The following is a 16,878-nucleotide window of genomic DNA, read 5'->3' as shown; positions in this document are numbered from 1 at the left end:
AAAGAATCAGTTAGCTGCGCCTCCGCCGTGTTGTTTTTATTGTGCGTGAGTCGATTCGTCTTATTTTTATTGTCTTGTACAAAGCTTGTTATTGTTTTTGTACTAAGCATATAGCAGGGTGCGTGCCAACTTTTGCGCCGACCAGCAAAACCGGGGGGTTGAGCTGATTTTTGATTTCTGCGGGCAAAAAAAAGCCGGGGCTTCGTTACCGTAAGCCCCGGCTTTTGTTACGCAAAAAATCCGCGGTAACAGTTTTTTCACATCTGAGGGTGTTACCTGTGGGCGCGCACCCTCAACTCTCGCTGGCTACGCCGGTCTTGCGCCGTGGAATGCCCAGGCGCTGGCGCCGTTCCCACAGGCACTTGCGGCTTACGCCCAATTTGCGGGCCAGTTCGGTCTCGGTCATGTGGTCCTGATGCTCCAGGACAAAGTGCTGGAAGTAATCTTCCAGTGACAAATCTTCAGTCGGCTCATGGCTGGTATTGCCACCGCCGCCCTGTTGCGGGGCCAGGCCAATGAAGTCGTCATCGTCCAGATCGCTCAGTTCGATGTCGATGCCCAGCAGCTCGGCGGAAATTTCCGGGCTCTCCGACAGGATCACTGCACGCTCAACCGCATTTTCCAGCTCACGTACGTTGCCCGGCCACGAGTAATGACGGATCGCTTGCTCGGCGTCCGGGGCAAACTTCAGGTCCGTACGGTTGATGCGCGCGCTCTGGCGTAGCAGGAACGCATTGGCGATCTCGTTGACGTCGGCACCACGCTCACGCAGCGGCGGCAGCTTGAGAGCGATGACGTGCAGGCGGTAATACAAGTCTTCGCGGAACTGGCCGATCTTGGCCAGGCTCTTCAGGTCGCGGTGGGTTGCCGCGATCAGGCGCACGTCGACCTTCTGCGACTGTACCGAGCCGACGCGGCGGATTTCGCCTTCCTGTAGCACGCGCAGTAAACGCGCCTGGGCTTCCAGGGGCAGTTCGCCGATTTCGTCGAGGAACAGTGTGCCGCCGTCCGCCGCTTCCACCAGGCCCGCACGCCCGGCGCTGGCGCCCGTGAAGGCGCCTTTCTCGTGGCCGAACAGTTCGGATTCGATCAGCGATTCGGGGATCGCTGCGCAGTTCACCGAAATCATCGGTGCCTTGGCGCGCTTGGAGAGGTTGTGCAGGGCGCGGGCCACCAGTTCCTTACCGGTACCTGACTCTCCCTGGATCAATACATTGGAGTCGGTAGGCGCCACTTTGCGGATCTTGCTGTACAGGTCCTGCATCGGTGGGCAGGAGCCGATGATGCCGATCTCGCCATTGCTGTTATCAATGCCTGGCTTGTCGGCACCGCCGCCGGCCTTGCCGGTGGGGCGCTGTTCGGTCGGTGCGCTGCTGGCCGACTGCCGGTCACGCAGGATGCGCGCCACGGCCTGGAGCATCTCATCATGGTCGAAAGGCTTGGCGATGTAGTCCACCGCGCCCATTTTCATGGAATCCACTGCCGAGCGCAGGCTGGCATAGCTGGTCATGATCAGCACCGGGGTGCCCTGGCCAAGCTTGATCAGCTCTGTACCGGGCGCGCCGGGCAGGCGCAGGTCGCTGACAATCAGGTCGAACGTGGGAATGCTGAACCGCTCTTGGGCTTCCTGCACCGAGCCGGCTTCGCTGACTTGGTACTGATTACGTTCAAGCAGGCGACGCAAGGCAGAGCGGATAATGGTTTCGTCTTCGACGATCAAAATGTGCGGCATTGATTCAATTCTCTCGACGGTCTCAGTTCACAGCGGACGTCGCTTCGACATGACGCGGCAAGGTCACCCGAATACGGGTGCCGCGTTGGCTTTCGGTGTCAGCCGGGCTGTCGATGGTGATTTGTCCATAATGCTCTTCAACGATGGAATAGACCAGTGCAAGGCCCAGACCGGTACCTTCACCTGGGTCCTTGGTGGTGAAGAAGGGTTCGAACAATCGGTCCATGATGTTCTGTGGAATGCCGCTGCCTTCGTCCTCCACGATCAGGTCGACCGTGTGCTCGAAAGCCTCGCTCTTGACGCGTACCGCACTGTGGGGAGGGGACGCATCGCGGGCGTTGGACAGTAGATTGATCAACACCTGCGCCAGGCGCTGGGAGTCACCGTCGACCCAGTGGTCCGGGTCGCACAAATTGAAGAACTGTACTTCGAAATTACGCCGGTTCAACGCCAGCAGCCCAATGGCATCCTGCGCCACTTCGGCCAGGCACACCGCCTCGTCCTGGTTCTGGTGGGCGCCGGCATGGGCAAAGCTCATCAGCGACTGCACTATGCGCGATACGCGCTTGGTCTGTTCGAGGATTTGCCCGCTGATCTCGATGATTTCACCGTCTTCTTCGCGCTCTTCCCGCAGGTTCTGCGCGAGGCATGCGATACCGGTAATCGGATTGCCGATTTCATGGGCAACGCCCGCAGCCAGGCGGCCAATGCTGGCCAGGCGCTCGGAGTGCACCAGCTTGTCTTCGAGCATCTGGGTGTCGGTCAAGTCTTCCACCAGCAGCACCAGGCCACTATTTCCGGGGGCCAGGGGTTCGTCGATGGCGGCTTTGTGCAGGTTGAGCCAGCGGGTCTGGCCGTCGAGGGCCAGGTGCTGTTTGTGCAGGTGTTCGTCGGGCAGGTTGATAAACCCCTGCAGCAGTTCTTTCCACGGATCACCCAGGGTATTGAGGCGCGAACCTACTACACGTTGTGCGGCGATACCGGTGAGTTCTTCCATGGCCTTGTTCCACATCAGGATCTCTTGGTCCTTGGCCAGGGAGCAGACGCCCATGGGCAGTTCCTGCAGGGTCTGGCGGTGGTAGCGGCGCAGGGCATCGAGTTCGGCGGCAAGGCCGGTGAGGCGTGAGTGGTAATCCTCCAGCCGGCTCTCGATGAAATGGATGTCTTCGGTGACGTAGTTTTCGCCACCCGCCTTGTAGGGCAGGAAGGTTTCCACCATGTCCTGGGATACGCTGGGCCCCATCAACCCGGACAGGTTGGCCTCGATGCGATCACGCAGTCGGCGCAAGGCATAGGGGCGCCGTTCGTCGAACGGCAGGTAAAGATCGCGCAGCGCCTGTTCGACCTCCTTCTGCGCTGCCTTGGCCCCCAGCGGTTTGGCCAGTTGTGTGGCGAACTCCTGGGGCGAAGCCGCATGCAGCTCTCGGCGTTGCGGGCGCCGCACATTGTCCACCGCGCAGGCCTCGGCGGCGCTGGTTTCTTCCGGGCTGGCGTTGGTGAACAGCGAGATCAGGGTGAACATCAATACGTTGGCGGCCAGCGAGGCAATCGCCGCCATGTGCCAACTGGTGTCATCCAGCACGTAGATCATGTTCAGCAGCGGGATGTAGAAACCCTGCAAGTTGCCGACCAGCGGTAGCAGCATGGTGACGAGCCATACCAGGATCCCCGCCAGCAGCCCGGCGATAAACCCACGGCGATTGGCGGTCGGCCAGTACAGCACCGACAACACGCCCGGCAAGAACTGCAAGGTGGCCACAAACGCGACGATGCCGAGATTGGCCAGGTCTTGCCCCGCACCCAGCAGCAGGTAGAAACCGTAACCGGCCATGATGATCGCGACGATCAGTGCGCGGCGTGTCCATTTCAGCCAGCGGTAGATATTGCCTTCTGCGGGGGGCTGGTACAGCGGTAGCACCAGGTGGTTCAGCGCCATGCCGGAGAGTGCCAGCGTCGTGACGATGATCAGCCCGCTGGCTGCCGATAAGCCGCCGACATAGGCCAGCAGCGCCAGGGCCGGGCTGTTGGCGGCGATGCCGATACCGAGGGTGAAATACTCAGGGTTGGTAGTGGCCCCCAGCTTCAGGCCAGCCCACAGGATCAGCGGCACGGCCAGGCTCATCAACAGCAGGAACAGTGGCAAACCCCAGCTGGCGCTGACCAGCGAACGCGGGTTGAGGTTCTCGGTGAAGGTCATGTGATACATGTGCGGCATCACGATCGCGGAGGCGAAGAACACCAGCAATAGCGTGCGCCACGGGCCTTCCTGCAAGGGCGTGTGCAGGGCGGCGAGAGCGGTCTGGTTTTGCAGCAGCCACAGTTCCAGCTGTTGCGGGCCGTCGAATACGCCGTAGAGCGCGTAGAGGCCAACGCCGCCGATGGCGATCAGCTTGATCACCGACTCGAAGGCGATCGCAAATACCAGGCCTTCGTGTTTCTCGCGCGTGGCGATATGGCGTGAGCCGAAGAAAATCGTGAACAGTGTGATCAACGCGCAGAACGCCAGGGCGACGCGATGTTGCACCGGCTCGCGAGTGAGGATGCTGATGGAGTCGGCCACTGCCTGCATCTGCAGGGCCAATAGGGGCAACACGCCGATCAGCATGAAAATGGTGGTCAGTGCGCCGGCCCAGGTACTGCGAAAGCGGAAGGCGAAGAGATCGGCCAGGGATGACAACTGGTAGGTGCGGGTGATCTTCAGGATCGGGTACAGCAGCACCGGCGCCAGCAGAAATGCCCCGGACACCCCGAGGTAGCTGGAGAGGAAGCCATAGCCGTACTGATAGGCCAGGCCCACGGTGCCATAGAACGCCCAGGCGCTGGCGTAGACGCCCAAGGACAAGGTGTAGGTCAATGGATGGCGAATGATCGCCCGCGGAATCATTCCGCGCTCACTGATCCAGGCCACTGCGAACAAGGCAGCCAGGTAGGCGGCGCTGATCAGCAGCATCTGGGTGAGGCTAAAGCTCATCGGCATCTTTTTGGCTCTGCAGGATAAAGGTCACGACGATCAGGATCAGCCACAGTAGGTAAGGCCGATACCAGGCGCCCGTGGCGTCGATCCACCAATCCATGATGGCGGGGGAAAACAGGTAGATCCCGACGACCAGCAGCAGGACCAATCGATAGATGTACATGTTGGCCTCTGATTGAAAAACTGCGGCGATGGTAACGGATGGCTGGCAAGCTGCAAGCGCCTTCAGCGCAACTGCGATTCTGCCAGCGTGAGTGTGCGTGGAATCAGCGAGGCATCCCACTGTTGAATGCCCCAATCCAGCAGCTCCCGTGGGCTGGCGTGGAGCAGTTCGTCGCCGGGTTGCTGGCCGAGGGCACGCAAGGCTCTTAACAGCAAAGGCGTGGCCTGGTCTTTCGTCAATGGCGGGGAACGGTAGGACTTGCCCAGCTTGTTACCGTCCGGCTGGACGACCAGCGGTACATGCAGATAGCGCGGCTGGCGCAGGCCCAGCAACTCTTGCAGGTACAACTGGCGCGGCGTGGAGTCCAGCAGGTCGGCGCCGCGCACGATATCGGTAACACCCTGCCAGGCATCGTCGAGGACAACCGCCAGCTGATAGGCGTAGAGGCCGTCGCGGCGGCGGATGACGAAATCGCCTACGTCGCGGCCCAGATGTTGTCGGAATTCGCCCTGTACTCGGTCGATAAAGTGGTATTCCAACTCGGGGACGCGCAACCGAATGGCGGCATCTTGCTGGTCGTGCCCGGCATTGCGGCAGAGGCCAGGGTAAATGCCGTTGTAAGGTTCCAGTTGTTTGCGCGAGCAGGTGCAGGCGTAGGCCAGGCCATGATTGAACAGATCGTTCAGCACTTTGGCGTAGGCATCATGTCGATCGCTTTGTCGGACCAGTTCGCCGTCCCACTCGAAACCATAGCTTTCAAGGGCCTGGAGAATGGCCGCCTGGGCGCCGGGCTCTTCGCGGGGAGGGTCGAGGTCTTCCATGCGCATCAGCCAACGGCCGTGATTGGCGCGAGCGTCGAGGTAGGAAGCGAGGGCGGCGACCAGCGAGCCGAAGTGCAAATGGCCGCTGGGCGTAGGGGCGAAACGCCCAATATAGGTAGAGGCTGTCATGGGCCGGATACTACTGGAAAACCGGTAAACGCCAGAAACAAAAATGGGGCGTTTGTACGCCCCATTCGTCCAGTTCGGCAGGGATTACTTGCCGACCTGTTTCTCCTTGATTTCAGCCAAGGTCTTGCAGTCTACGCACAGGTCCGCGGTTGGACGAGCTTCCAGGCGGCGAATTCCGATCTCGACGCCGCAGGATTCGCACCAGCCGTATTCTTCGTCCTTGATCAACTGCAGTGTCTTGTCGATCTTCTTGATCAGCTTGCGCTCACGATCCCGGGCGCGCAGTTCAAGGGCGAACTCTTCTTCCTGGCTCGCACGGTCGGCCGGATCAGGGAAGTTGGCTGCTTCGTCCTTCATATGGTCGACGGTGCGGTCGACCTCTTGCATCAAGTCCTGTTTCCACTTGTTAAGGATCTTGGTGAAATGCTCGCGCATGGGCTCGCCCATGTACTCTTCACCTTTCTTCTCTACGTATGGTTCGAAGCCGCTGATGCTCTGTTGCTTTGCTTGGGTGGACATGAATAGACCGCCTCTCACTCTTCTAATCCATTGCGCAGGATTGCAACGTCACCGACACCTGCCGGCCCTGCGGCTGCAAGCGGGCGAACTTACCAGATAGATTCAGGGTGCGCCACTCCCGGTTGTCGAGGCCCATCGCGCAGGGGTTGCAAATTGCAGCAGCCCGCCATGGTTGGGTGTGCATCGCCTCGGATATTGATTTTAGTCGTTCTGCAAGCGCTTGCCGGGCTCTTCTTGAATGGCCGAGCAGGCAATAGAGCATGTTTTAGCGTGGGGGTTCGGTAGAATCCTGATTTTGTTCTTAACGTTAAGGAAGGCTAATGGCTCAGCCCTACAGTGCGCGCAGTCGCGCCATCGAACCTTTTCATGTCATGGCGTTGCTGGCGCGAGCCAACGAGTTGCAGGCGGCTGGCCATGATGTGATCCACCTGGAAATCGGCGAGCCGGACTTCACCACTGCCGAACCGATCATCCAGGCTGGCCAAGCCGCACTGGCCAGTGGCAAGACCCGCTACACCGCCGCCCGTGGCCTGCCGGAACTGCGCCAGGCCATCAGTGGCTTCTACCAGCAACGCTATGGCTTGAGCGTCGATCCCGAGCGAATCCTGATCACGCCTGGTGGCTCCGGCGCATTGTTGCTGGCCAGCAGTCTGCTGGTGGATCCAGGCAAGCACTGGCTGTTGGCAGACCCCGGCTATCCATGCAACCGGCACTTCCTGCGCCTGGTCGAGGGCGCGGCGCAGTTGGTACCGGTGGGCCCCGATGTTCGCTATCAATTGACCGCCGAGTTGGTGGCCAGGCACTGGAGCGAGGACAGCGTGGGTGCACTGGTCGCGTCTCCGGCCAACCCGACAGGCACTCTCCTCACGCGTGACGAATTGTCCGGGTTGTCGAATGCGATCAAGGCACGTAACGGCCACCTGGTAGTGGACGAGATCTACCATGGCCTCACCTATGGCACCGATGCCGCCAGCGTGCTGGAGGTCGACGACGATGCCTTCGTCCTCAATAGTTTTTCGAAGTACTTCGGCATGACCGGGTGGCGCCTGGGGTGGCTGGTGGCGCCGCCCGATGCGGTGGGCGAGTTGGAGAAGCTGGCGCAGAACCTCTACATCAGTGCACCGAGCATGGCGCAGTACGCTGCCTTGGCTTGTTTCACCCCGCAAACCCTGAGCATTCTGGAAGCGCGGCGCGCCGAATTCGGTCGGCGTCGGGACTTCCTGCTGCCGGCACTGCGTGAGTTGGGGTTCGGCATTGCGATAGAGCCGGAAGGTGCGTTCTATTTGTACGCGGATATCAGCGCGTTCGGCGGCGATGCCTTCGCGTTCTGCCGTCATTTCCTGGAAACCCAGCATGTCGCGTTTACGCCCGGTCTGGATTTCGGCCGGTATAAAGCCAGCCATCATGTGCGCTTTGCCTACACGCAAAATCTTGATCGACTACAGGAAGCTGTCGAACGGATCGCCCGCGGCTTGCAGAGTTGGCAAGGCTGATGCGCTTTCATCCTCCCCTCGAAGAAGCTCGGTTGATCCGGCGTTACAAACGTTTCCTAACCGATATCGAAACCGTTACCGGTGAGTTGCTCACCATTCACTGCCCCAATACCGGTTCGATGCTTAATTGCATGGTGGAAGGCGGGCAGGTTTGGTTCAGTCGTTCCAATGATCCGAAGCGTAAGCTGCCCGGGACTTGGGAAATCGCCGAAACGCCACAGGGCCGCCTGGCCTGCGTCAATACCGCCCGCGCCAACCAGTTGGTCGAGGAGGCGCTGCGTGCGGGGGTAATTACTGAACTGAACGGCTTTACTGCGTTGAAGCGTGAGGTGCCTTACGGTCAGGAGAAAAGCCGTATCGACTTTCGCCTGGATTACCCCGATGGCGCGGCCTATGTCGAAGTCAAAAGCGTGACGCTGGGTTTTGACGGCTCGGCGATTGCGGCTTTTCCCGATGCAGTGACCCAGCGTGGCGCGAAACACCTGCGGGAGTTGGCCTACTTGGCCCGGGACGGTGTACGCGCGGTGCAGTTGTATTGCGTCAATCTCTCGGGCATTGAGGCCGTGCGCCCGGCCGCGGAAATCGACGCCGCCTATGCTGCCGCCCTGCGAGAAGCCAAGGCGGCGGGCGTGGAGGTGCTGGCGTATGGCGTACGTGTTACATCCGAGGAAATTTGCGTGGACCGCCGGCTGGACGTGCTGCTTGGCGACTAGAGTTCTACCCACAAACCTTGTGCGTCCTCTCGACCGGCCAGAGCCTTGAGGCTTTGACCGGCGCAGGGGCCGGCGATGCACTCGCCGCTCTCGATCAGGAACAGCGCGCCGTGGGTAGCGCACTGGATCAGGCTGGCGCTGGCGTCGAGGAAATGGTCGGGCTGCCATTCCAGTGGAATGCCGCGATGGGGGCAGCGGTTGACGTAGAAGTAGGCAACGCCGTCCCGACGCACGGCCAGCAGCTTGCAGCCGTCGATATCAAAACCGAGGCTGCTGTTGGGGGCGAGGGTGTCGGAAGGGCAGAGAAACTTCATTTCAATCCTTAAGTGCCTTGACGTTCAAATGCAAACAATTATCAAATGCCAGCTTCGCACGATGACTGGCTGGGCGCTCAGTACGATGCCTGGCAGAGATGACCTGTCACATCGATGAGTGGCTCAGTGGCCGCGCCCTTGGAAGGAAACCCTGTTATGCGACTGAGTGCCAGCGCTATTGCGCTTGTTGTCGGACTGCTGGTCAATCACGTGGCATGCGCCGTTGAACTGCCCCAGCGCTGGGTGAGTGCCGGTGGGGCCTTGTCTGAGTGGGTCGTGGCCCTGGGCGGTGAATCGAAGTTGGTGGGCGTCGATACGACCAGCCAGCATCCGGCGTCCCTCAAGGCATTGCCAAGCATCGGCTATCAGCGGCAATTGTCGGCTGAAGGCATTCTCAGCCTGCGTCCGCAGATCCTGGTGGGCACTGAAGAGATGGGGCCGCCGCCGGTTCTGGCGCAGATTCGCGGTGCGGGTGTGCAGGTGGAGATGTTCTCGGCGCAACCGGATTTGCCTGCCTTGAAGGCTAACCTTGAGCGCCTGGGCACGTTGCTGGGCACTGAGGCCAAGGGCCGCGAGTTGTTTGTGGGATACGAGCAGGCCCTTGGTCGGCAGAAAAGTTGGGTTGCCCAGGCGCAGGCCACGCAAAAGGCGCCGGGTGTGTTGCTGCTGCTCGGTAATGCGGGTGGCAAGCCGTTGATCGCCGGCAAGGACACTGCCGCTGATTGGATGCTGCGGCAGGCCGGTGGGCGCAACCTGGCAACCCATATTGGCTATAAGCCGTTTTCCGTGGAGTCGCTGGCGGGGCTGAGCCCGCAAGTGCTGGTGTTCGCTGATCGCGCCCTCAGCGGCGATGCGGCACGGGCTGCGCTGTTCAAGGAGAACCCGATACTGGCTTCCACCCCGGCGGCCAGGAATGGGCGGGTAATTGAGCTGGACCCGACGCTGCTGGTGGGCGGGCTCGGGCCGCGTTTACCGCAAAGCCTGTCGGCGTTGTCCGCCGGCTTCTATCCATCCCAGGCTAAACCGGCCCCATGACCACCCTGGTCAAGCCGCGAGCCCTGTTTATCGGGCTGGCGCTGCTGTGTGCACTGGCGATCTGGCTTTCATTGGCCCTGGGGCCGGTCAGCTTGCCCCTGTTGGATACGCTCAAGGCGGCGTTGCGCTTGGTAGGCGTGCCGATCGAGGCACAGGGATTGGAGCAGGCGGAGTTGATTCTGGGGCAAATTCGCTTGCCGCGGACGTTGCTGGGCCTGGCAGTGGGGGGCGTGCTGGCATTGTCAGGCGTGGCGATGCAGGGCTTGTTTCGCAACCCGTTGGCGGATCCGGGTTTGGTCGGGGTCTCCAGCGGTGCGGCGCTGGGGGCGGCCATCGCCATTGTCGGTGGTTCGTTCTTCGGCGGTTTGCCGGACGCGTTCGGCCCCTATCTATTATCGCTGTGTGCATTTCTCGGTGGGCTTGGCGTCACGGCGCTGGTCTACCGGCTGGGGCGGCGCAACGGCCAGACTAACGTCGCGACGATGCTGCTCGCCGGCATCGCGCTGACAGCCCTCGCCAGCTCGGCGGTGGGTTTGTTCACCTACCTGGCGGATGACGCCACCCTGCGGACCCTGACCTTCTGGAACCTCGGCAGTCTCAATGGCGCCAGCTACTCGCGCCTGTGGCCGTTGCTGCTGGTGAGCGCCGGTGTGGCGCTGTGGTTGCCGCGCCGGGCGAAGGCGTTGAATGCGCTGCTGCTTGGTGAGTCCGAAGCCAGTCACTTGGGCGTTGATGTAGAGCGCCTCAAGCGCGAATTGGTGTTTTGCACGGCCCTCGGCGTGGGAGCGGCCGTGGCGGCAGCGGGAATGATTGGGTTTGTCGGGCTGGTCGTGCCGCACTTGGTGCGATTGCTGGCGGGGCCGGATCATCGGGTGTTGTTGCCAGCCTCGATATTGGCAGGTGCGAGCCTGCTGCTGTTGGCGGATCTGGTCGCCCGCTTGGCGTTGGCGCCGGCTGAATTGCCGATCGGCATCGTGACGGCGTTTATTGGCGCGCCGTTCTTTCTTTATCTGTTATTGCGAGGGCGCGCCTGATGTTGCGGGTGGAGGCGCTGCAGATACGGCGTGGTCGCAAAATCGTGCTGGCGGACGTCAGCCTGGACCTGTTGCCGGGTCAGGTGCTCGGTGTGCTGGGGCCTAATGGTGCTGGCAAGAGCACATTGCTGGGGGCGTTGTGTGGTGAACTGCCGCCGGACCAGGGCAAGGTATGGCTGGATCAGCAGGAGCTGAAGGGCTGGAGCGGATCGCAGCGCGCCCAGCGCCTGGCGGTATTGCCGCAAAGTTCGACCTTGGACTTCGCCTTCCGCGTCGAAGAGGTGGTAGGCATGGGGCGCTTGCCCCATCAGACCGGACGGGTGCGTGATGAGGAGATTATCCAGGCAGCGCTGCTGGCCGCGGATGTCGGGCATTTGAGCGGCCGCAGCTACCTGGCCTTGTCGGGCGGCGAACGCCAGCGTGTGCATTTGGCGCGAGTCATGGCGCAATTATGGCCGGGCGAGGAGGGGCAGACGTTGTTGTTGGATGAGCCGACGTCGATGCTGGACCCCTTGCACCAACACACCACCTTGCAGGCGATACGGACATTCGCCGATCGGGGCGCGGCTGTGCTGGTGATTCTCCATGATCTGAATCTGGCGGCGCGTTACTGTGACCGGATCTTGTTGCTGTCCCAAGGGCGTCCGCATGCACTGGACACGCCGGCACGGGTGATGCGACCTGAGCCGCTTAAAGCGGTATTCGGTTTGGATGTATTGGTGCAGCTCCACCCGGAGCGTGGGCATCCGTTGATTATCGCGCGTTGAAGTCCGGGTGGTTGTCAGCGCCTTTTCGCAGGCAAAAAAAGACCCGGCAAAAGCCGGGTCAAATAACCGTGATTAGCCTGATGAGGAGATAATCTGAGAGTCCGAACCAATGGTCTTTCAGTTATCGGCTGATCTCGCGACCAGTTGTGATAATCATAACGATTCTCATTTAAGAGTCAACATTTGTTTTTGCTGGCTCTCGTGCTTTTCTCAAACACGCGTTCGAAAAGCCTGTAGACACTGTATGGGCTTGCCGGTCTAATTTTTCTGGCGTGTGGAAATAGCGTCCAATTGACGGTTCAACGCTTCCTTGCGCTCGGCAGGGAGGTCGTTCCAGTGCACATCCATCAATGCCCCTTCGATTGCATACAGCAATACTTTGGATGCGCGGAACCCTCGGGTGCGTACCGCTCGATAAGCATCCACAGCTCCCAGGCGGCGCAAGTCGGATGCGCTGTGGATACCCACCGCATGCAGCCACTGCGCCGACGTCTTGCCGAGGTTTTTAAGGTGTTGCAGCTCATCGTTCATCAAGCCTCCTTGCGACGGCCGAATGGTGCGGTGGGTATCGTGACCAGGCAAGTCTGAAAGGAGTGTAGCGTTCAGTAGGAAAAGCGTAGTTCTTTGGCCAGGAACGGCGCAAAAGCTTATAAGAATGGGGCGAGGTTTTTGACGGCGGGCAGGCGTGAAGCCCCGGCACGCTGTATGCGCAGCCGGGGTTGGGGCAGGGGATTACTTGGTGCGGTAGCGCAGGCGCGTGCCAAAGTTGACCGACATGAGGATCTCATCGGCAGTCAATTCAGGCGGAAAGTAGGTCCCCGAAATCTGCGCATGGGCCAGGCTGGCGCCCTCCAGTGAGCAGTCGCGCAAGTCCAGGCCGCGCAAGTCGGCAGAGCGGAAGTACGCGTCGGTGAAATCTACCCCTGCGGCGTTCAGGTCACGCAGGTCCAAACCTCGGAAGTCGCCACCACGCATGTCGATAACGCCGTCTTTGGGACGTTCCTGATTGAAGCCTCGGATATCGTCTTTATGCAGGAGCGAGTAGAGCGGTGTATCGAGAAGCTTCGGCTGACTCATGATGTCGATACCTGTTGGATTTATGACGCCATTATAGTGCCACTATTCCCTGGTTGCGCGCCGAAGACGACGACGCAGCCAAGAATTTTTTCTTACAAGCCCGGCAGGCGCTGACGGATGTGCGCTACCAATGCGTCCAGTGTCCCACTTTCATTGGTTTCGACGCGCTTGCTCAGGAGTAGCTCCTCGGCCGTGAGTGGGTCGCGATGGGCTTGCTGTTCTTCGATAACAGCCAGGGTGGCGTCGGAAGGGTCGTTTTTATCGGCCTGACGTTGAGCCAGCCAACTGGTGATGACGGCTTGTGGTGCGTTGCAGTCCAGGATCAGGAAGGGCGCGCCGGTCGCTTCGGCGACCTTGGCCGCGGCGTCGCGCTGGTCGCGCTTCAAGAAGGTGGCATCCAGCACCACCGGGAAGCCGGCCCGCAGGATGGTATCGGCCATCTCGTTCAGGCGCGCGTAGGTTTTTGCACTCGCATCGGCGGCATAGATGCCGGCCTGTGGGGTGTTTTCCACTTGTTGCTCGCCAAACAAGCGCTTGCGTTCCACGTCCGAGCGCAGGCGAATGGCGCCCAGCGCTTCCACCAGGCGCATTGCTACATGGCTTTTGCCGACCGCTGACACGCCATGGGTAATGGCCAGGAAACGTGAGGGAATGGTGCTATAGCTTTCTGCCAGGTTGGCATAGTTGCGGTACTGGCGCAGGGTGGTGGCGCGGCGCACCGGGTCTGCTTCGCTTGGCATGCTGAACAGCGAAACCTTGGCGCGTACCAGTGCACGGTACGCTTTATAGAAGTTCAGCACTTCAAGGCCGCGATAGTCGCCGGTCAGTTCCAGATACTGGCTGATAAAACGGCGCGCCAGGGATTTGAGGCCGCGGTCTTCCAAGTCCATGGCCAGGAAGGCGGTGTCGGCATACACATCGGTGAAGCGGAACGGCTCGTTGAACTCGATGCAGTCGAAGATCACCACATGGCCATCGATCAAGGTGGCGTTGCCGAGGTGGATATCACCGTGGCACTCGCGGGTGAAACCATCGAGCTTGCGTTGTGCAAGTAGGGGCTTGAGGCGCTCGAAGCTGCTTTCGGCCCAGGCTTGAAGGGCTTCAAGTTGCACCAGGTCGGCCTTGTCGCTGAGGAATGGGCGGATCTGTTCAAAGTTTTGCCGTACGGGCGCCATCACTTCGTCTGGGGTGCCGGCCGGGTGATCTTGGGGGACTTTGGGGGCCGTGAGATGAAAGTGCGCGATTTGCTTGGCCATTTCATCGATGTGCGCGCTGGTCAACTCGCCATTGGCTTGCAGGGTGCTGAGCAGCTGGCTCTGTGGGAACTGGCGCATTTTCAGCGCGTATTCGATCACCGGGCCTTCACCGCCCAATTGCGGTGCTTCGGCAGTGCCGGTAATTGGCAACACTTCAAGATACAAATCTTGGGTAAGGCGCTGGTTGAGGCGCAGCTCTTCCCGGCAGAAATGACCGCGATCCTTCAGGTCGGTGAAGTCCAGAAAGCCGAAGTTCATTGGCTTCTTCAGTTTGTAGGCGTAGGGGCCGGTCAGTATCACCCATGAAATGTGGGTCTCGATGACTTGAAACGCTTCGACTGGATGGGGGTATAGGGCCGGGTTTTGCAGGGCGGTGATCAGGGACTGGCTCACGGGCGATCCTTCAGAGTCTTGGGAAATTCATGGCAGGCATTATGGCCGCTACGCACGGTCGTGCAAACCGCTGTCCGGCTCATGTTGATCATCAATAAAGTGCGTATAATCCGCCGCCATGACTCGATCCCGATCTCCCCGTTCCCGTAAAAAACCTCCTTCCCGCGGCCTGCGCCCATGGCTGGGCTGGGCGCTCAAGCTCAGCCTTGTGGGCCTCGTCGTGCTCGCCGGCTTCGCGGTATATCTCGACGCTGTGGTCCAGGAGAAATTCTCCGGCAAGCGTTGGACTATCCCGGCCAAGGTGTATGCCCGCCCCTTGGAGCTGTTCACCGGCCAGAAGCTGAGCAAGGATGACTTCCTTACCGAACTCGACGCCTTGGGCTACCGCCGCGAACCCGTGAGTAACGGGCCTGGCGCGGCAGCCGTCAGCGGTAATACTGTCGATTTGAATACCCGTGGCTTCCAGTTCTATGAGGGCCTGGAAAAAGCCCAGCCGGTGCGGGTGCGTTTTTCCGGCGACTATGTGGCCGAACTGTCGTCACTCAATGGTTCCAAACTGCCGGTGGTTCGCCTGGAACCCCTGATGATCGGCGGGATTTACCCGAAGAACCTTGAAGATCGTATCCTGATCAAGCTTGATCAGGTGCCGCCGTACCTGCTGGAAACCCTGGTCGCTGTGGAGGACCGCGATTTCTACAGCCACTGGGGCGTCTCGCCGAAGTCGATTGCCCGTGCCATCTGGGTCAACACCTCCGGCGGCAAAATGACCCAGGGCGGCAGTACGCTGACCCAGCAGTTGGTGAAGAACTTCTACCTGACCAACGAGCGCAGCCTTACCCGCAAACTGACCGAAGCCATGATGGCGATGCTGCTGGAGCTGCACTACAGCAAGCAGGAAATCCTCGAGGCTTACCTCAACGAGGTATTCGTCGGCCAGGATGGCCAGCGCGCGGTGCACGGTTTCGGTCTGGCCAGCCAGTTCTTTTTCGGCCAGCCACTCTCCGAGCTGAAGCTGCATCAGGTTGCGTTGTTGGTGGGGATGGTCAAGGGGCCTTCCTACTACAACCCGCGTCGTAATCCTGAGCGTGCGCTCGAACGCCGCAACCTGGTGCTCGATGTATTGGAGCAGCAGGGCGTGGCCACGGCCGAGCAAGTCGCTGCAGCGAAGAAAATGCCACTGGGTGTGACCACTCGCGGCAAGCTGGCCGACAGCTCCTTCCCTGGCTTTATCGACCTGGTCAAGCGTCAACTGCGTGAAGACTACCGCGACGAAGACTTGACCGAAGAGGGCCTGCGGATCTTCACCAGTTTCGATCCGATCCTGCAGATGAAGGCCGAAGCGTCGGTCAACGACACCTTCAAACGCCTGACAGGCCGTAAAGGCTCCGACGAAGTCGAAGCGGCCATGGTCGTGACTAACCCGGAAACCGGCGAAGTCCAGGCGATGATCGGCAGTCGCCAGGCCAGTTTCGCTGGTTTCAACCGCGCCCTCGATGCCGTGCGCCCCATCGGCTCGCTGGTCAAGCCGGCGGTCTACCTGACGGCGTTGGAAAAACCGAGCAAATACACGCTGACCAGTTGGCTGTCGGATGACCCGCTGTCTGTCAAAGGTGCCGATGGCCAGGTGTGGACGCCGCAGAACTTCGATCGCCGCTCCCATGGCACGATCTTCCTGTACCAGGGCTTGGCGCATTCCTACAACATTTCCACGTCGCGGCTGGGTCTTGAAGTGGGGGTGCCGAATGTTCTCAAGACACTGGCACGCCTGGGCATTACCCGTGAATTCCCGGCCTTCCCATCGATGCTGCTGGGGGCCGGTGCGATGACGCCGATGGAAGTGGCGACCATGTACCAGACCCTCGCCAACGGTGGTTTCAATACGCCGATGCGCGGCATTCGCAGTGTGCTGACAGCCGAAGGCGAGCCGCTCAAGCGCTATCCATTCCAGATACAGCAGCGTTTCGATGCGGGCTCCATCTACCTGATCCAGAACGGTATGCAACGTGTGATGCGTGAAGGTACCGGCAGCTCTGTCTATAAAGTGCTGCCGTCGAACCTGACGCTGGCCGGCAAGACCGGTACCAGTAACGACTCCCGTGACAGCTGGTTCGCCGGTTTTGGCCAGGATGTGCTGGCCGTGGTGTGGCTGGGGCGTGATGATAATGGCAAGACGCCGTTTACTGGTGCGACCGGTGCGCTGCAAGTCTGGACCAGTTTCATGCGCAAGGCTGATCCGCTGCCGCTGAATATGCCGCAGCCGGACAATATCGTGCAGGCCTGGATTGATCCGCATACCGGTCAGGGCTCCGATGCCAACTGTCCGGGCGCGGTGCAGATGCCGTATATTCGCGGCAGCGAACCACCACCCGGTGCTGCGTGCGGTGGCAGTGCCCCTGCTGACGCGGAATCGGTGATGGATTGGGTCAAGGGCTGGATGAATTAAGCAAAGAGGGTTTCA

15 protein-coding genes are annotated in these 16,878 nt (G+C 60.5%); 6 read left to right on the top strand and 9 right to left on the bottom strand.

Annotated elements, in window-relative coordinates; all coding sequences use genetic code 11:
* Nucleotides 1-292 precede the first annotated feature (292 nt).
* The 5 genes from A7317_RS24770 to dksA all read right to left on the bottom strand — a co-directional run bounded on the left by A7317_RS24770 (nt 293) and on the right by dksA (nt 6,338).
* Nucleotides 293-1,732: a sigma-54-dependent transcriptional regulator gene (locus A7317_RS24770; RefSeq protein WP_024077422.1), complete on the bottom strand. Its 1,440-nt coding sequence runs from the start codon at nt 1,730-1,732 to the stop codon at nt 293-295.
* 22 nt (nt 1,733-1,754) lie between these two features.
* Nucleotides 1,755-4,709 (bottom strand): sensor histidine kinase, encoded by a 2,955-nt coding sequence (locus tag A7317_RS24765; RefSeq protein ID WP_024077421.1) that lies wholly within the window; start codon nt 4,707-4,709, stop codon nt 1,755-1,757.
* Complete coding sequence (locus A7317_RS30760) at nt 4,693-4,869, bottom strand: hypothetical protein (RefSeq protein ID WP_003176118.1); 177 nt, start codon at nt 4,867-4,869, stop codon at nt 4,693-4,695. The genes A7317_RS24765 and A7317_RS30760 overlap by 17 nt, the downstream gene beginning before the upstream one ends.
* Before the next feature lie 62 nt (nt 4,870-4,931).
* Nucleotides 4,932-5,819, bottom strand: a complete 888-nt coding sequence (gene gluQRS, locus A7317_RS24760) for a tRNA glutamyl-Q(34) synthetase GluQRS (protein WP_024077420.1) — start codon at nt 5,817-5,819, stop codon at nt 4,932-4,934.
* Between the two features lie 84 nt (nt 5,820-5,903).
* Nucleotides 5,904-6,338 (bottom strand): RNA polymerase-binding protein DksA, encoded by a 435-nt coding sequence (gene dksA / locus A7317_RS24755; protein WP_041161025.1) that lies wholly within the window; start codon nt 6,336-6,338, stop codon nt 5,904-5,906.
* 320 nt (nt 6,339-6,658) lie between these two features.
* Here dksA and A7317_RS24750 point away from each other — a divergent pair, with 320 nt between their 5' ends.
* Together A7317_RS24750 and sfsA are read left to right on the top strand one after the other, a co-directional pair.
* Nucleotides 6,659-7,831: a pyridoxal phosphate-dependent aminotransferase gene (locus A7317_RS24750; protein ID WP_024077418.1), complete on the top strand. Its 1,173-nt coding sequence runs from the start codon at nt 6,659-6,661 to the stop codon at nt 7,829-7,831.
* Nucleotides 7,831-8,544, top strand: coding sequence for a DNA/RNA nuclease SfsA (sfsA, locus tag A7317_RS24745; protein WP_069077020.1), 714 nt, complete (start codon nt 7,831-7,833; stop codon nt 8,542-8,544). The genes A7317_RS24750 and sfsA overlap by 1 nt, the downstream gene beginning before the upstream one ends.
* On the opposite strand, the gene A7317_RS24740 is transcribed toward sfsA, so the two are convergent.
* Nucleotides 8,541-8,858 (bottom strand): Rieske (2Fe-2S) protein, encoded by a 318-nt coding sequence (locus A7317_RS24740; protein ID WP_024077416.1) that lies wholly within the window; start codon nt 8,856-8,858, stop codon nt 8,541-8,543. The genes sfsA and A7317_RS24740 overlap by 4 nt on opposite strands.
* Before the next feature lie 156 nt (nt 8,859-9,014).
* Here A7317_RS24740 and A7317_RS24735 point away from each other — a divergent pair, with 156 nt between their 5' ends.
* The 3 genes from A7317_RS24735 to A7317_RS24725 are packed head-to-tail and all read left to right on the top strand — an operon-like array spanning nt 9,015 to nt 11,694.
* Nucleotides 9,015-9,893 carry a heme/hemin ABC transporter substrate-binding protein gene (locus tag A7317_RS24735; protein ID WP_069077019.1) on the top strand — a complete coding sequence of 293 codons (879 nt, stop codon included), beginning with the start codon at nt 9,015-9,017 and terminating at the stop codon, nt 9,891-9,893.
* Nucleotides 9,890-10,927, top strand: a complete 1,038-nt coding sequence (locus A7317_RS24730) for a FecCD family ABC transporter permease (RefSeq protein WP_024077414.1) — start codon at nt 9,890-9,892, stop codon at nt 10,925-10,927. Before A7317_RS24735 ends, A7317_RS24730 begins: the two co-directional genes overlap by 4 nt.
* Nucleotides 10,927-11,694: a heme ABC transporter ATP-binding protein gene (locus tag A7317_RS24725; RefSeq protein WP_024077413.1), complete on the top strand. Its 768-nt coding sequence runs from the start codon at nt 10,927-10,929 to the stop codon at nt 11,692-11,694. The genes A7317_RS24730 and A7317_RS24725 overlap by 1 nt, the downstream gene beginning before the upstream one ends.
* 258 nt (nt 11,695-11,952) lie before the next feature.
* On the opposite strand, the gene A7317_RS24720 is transcribed toward A7317_RS24725, so the two are convergent.
* From A7317_RS24720 to A7317_RS24710, 3 genes are all read right to left on the bottom strand, one after another.
* Nucleotides 11,953-12,225 carry a TfoX/Sxy family protein gene (locus A7317_RS24720; RefSeq protein ID WP_024077412.1) on the bottom strand — a complete coding sequence of 91 codons (273 nt, stop codon included), beginning with the start codon at nt 12,223-12,225 and terminating at the stop codon, nt 11,953-11,955.
* A 201-nt stretch (nt 12,226-12,426) separates the two neighbouring features.
* Nucleotides 12,427-12,771: a pentapeptide repeat-containing protein gene (locus tag A7317_RS24715; protein ID WP_024077411.1), complete on the bottom strand. Its 345-nt coding sequence runs from the start codon at nt 12,769-12,771 to the stop codon at nt 12,427-12,429.
* 92 nt (nt 12,772-12,863) lie between these two features.
* Nucleotides 12,864-14,420, bottom strand: a complete 1,557-nt coding sequence (locus A7317_RS24710) for an AAA family ATPase (RefSeq protein ID WP_069077018.1) — start codon at nt 14,418-14,420, stop codon at nt 12,864-12,866.
* A gap of 118 nt (nt 14,421-14,538) precedes the next feature.
* Between A7317_RS24710 and mrcB the strand changes: the two genes are divergently transcribed.
* A complete protein-coding gene (mrcB, locus tag A7317_RS24705; protein ID WP_024077409.1) occupies nt 14,539-16,863 on the top strand; it encodes a penicillin-binding protein 1B in 2,325 nt (774 codons plus the stop codon).
* Nucleotides 16,864-16,878 lie beyond the last annotated feature (15 nt).

The sequence above is a fragment of the Pseudomonas fluorescens genome, assembly GCF_001708445.1.
GTDB classification, from domain to species: domain Bacteria; phylum Pseudomonadota; class Gammaproteobacteria; order Pseudomonadales; family Pseudomonadaceae; genus Aquipseudomonas; species Aquipseudomonas gorinensis.
The sequence above is the reverse complement of the archived record's forward strand: the minus strand, read 5'-3'. Positions and strand labels throughout refer to the sequence as shown.

Coding starts and splice junctions, on each gene's coding strand:
- A7317_RS24765 (WP_024077421.1), bottom strand. CDS start 4,709: ATGCCGATGAGCTTTAGCCTCACCCAGATGCTGCTGATCAGCGCCGCC.
- A7317_RS24725 (WP_024077413.1), top strand. CDS start 10,927: ATGTTGCGGGTGGAGGCGCTGCAGATACGGCGTGGTCGCAAAATCGTG.
- dksA (WP_041161025.1), bottom strand. CDS start 6,338: ATGTCCACCCAAGCAAAGCAACAGAGCATCAGCGGCTTCGAACCATAC.
- A7317_RS24720 (WP_024077412.1), bottom strand. CDS start 12,225: ATGAACGATGAGCTGCAACACCTTAAAAACCTCGGCAAGACGTCGGCG.
- A7317_RS24770 (WP_024077422.1), bottom strand. CDS start 1,732: ATGCCGCACATTTTGATCGTCGAAGACGAAACCATTATCCGCTCTGCC.
- A7317_RS24735 (WP_069077019.1), top strand. CDS start 9,015: ATGCGACTGAGTGCCAGCGCTATTGCGCTTGTTGTCGGACTGCTGGTC.
- sfsA (WP_069077020.1), top strand. CDS start 7,831: ATGCGCTTTCATCCTCCCCTCGAAGAAGCTCGGTTGATCCGGCGTTAC.
- A7317_RS30760 (WP_003176118.1), bottom strand. CDS start 4,869: ATGTACATCTATCGATTGGTCCTGCTGCTGGTCGTCGGGATCTACCTG.
- A7317_RS24740 (WP_024077416.1), bottom strand. CDS start 8,858: ATGAAGTTTCTCTGCCCTTCCGACACCCTCGCCCCCAACAGCAGCCTC.
- A7317_RS24730 (WP_024077414.1), top strand. CDS start 9,890: ATGACCACCCTGGTCAAGCCGCGAGCCCTGTTTATCGGGCTGGCGCTG.
- mrcB (WP_024077409.1), top strand. CDS start 14,539: ATGACTCGATCCCGATCTCCCCGTTCCCGTAAAAAACCTCCTTCCCGC.
- gluQRS (WP_024077420.1), bottom strand. CDS start 5,819: ATGACAGCCTCTACCTATATTGGGCGTTTCGCCCCTACGCCCAGCGGC.
- A7317_RS24750 (WP_024077418.1), top strand. CDS start 6,659: ATGGCTCAGCCCTACAGTGCGCGCAGTCGCGCCATCGAACCTTTTCAT.
- A7317_RS24715 (WP_024077411.1), bottom strand. CDS start 12,771: ATGAGTCAGCCGAAGCTTCTCGATACACCGCTCTACTCGCTCCTGCAT.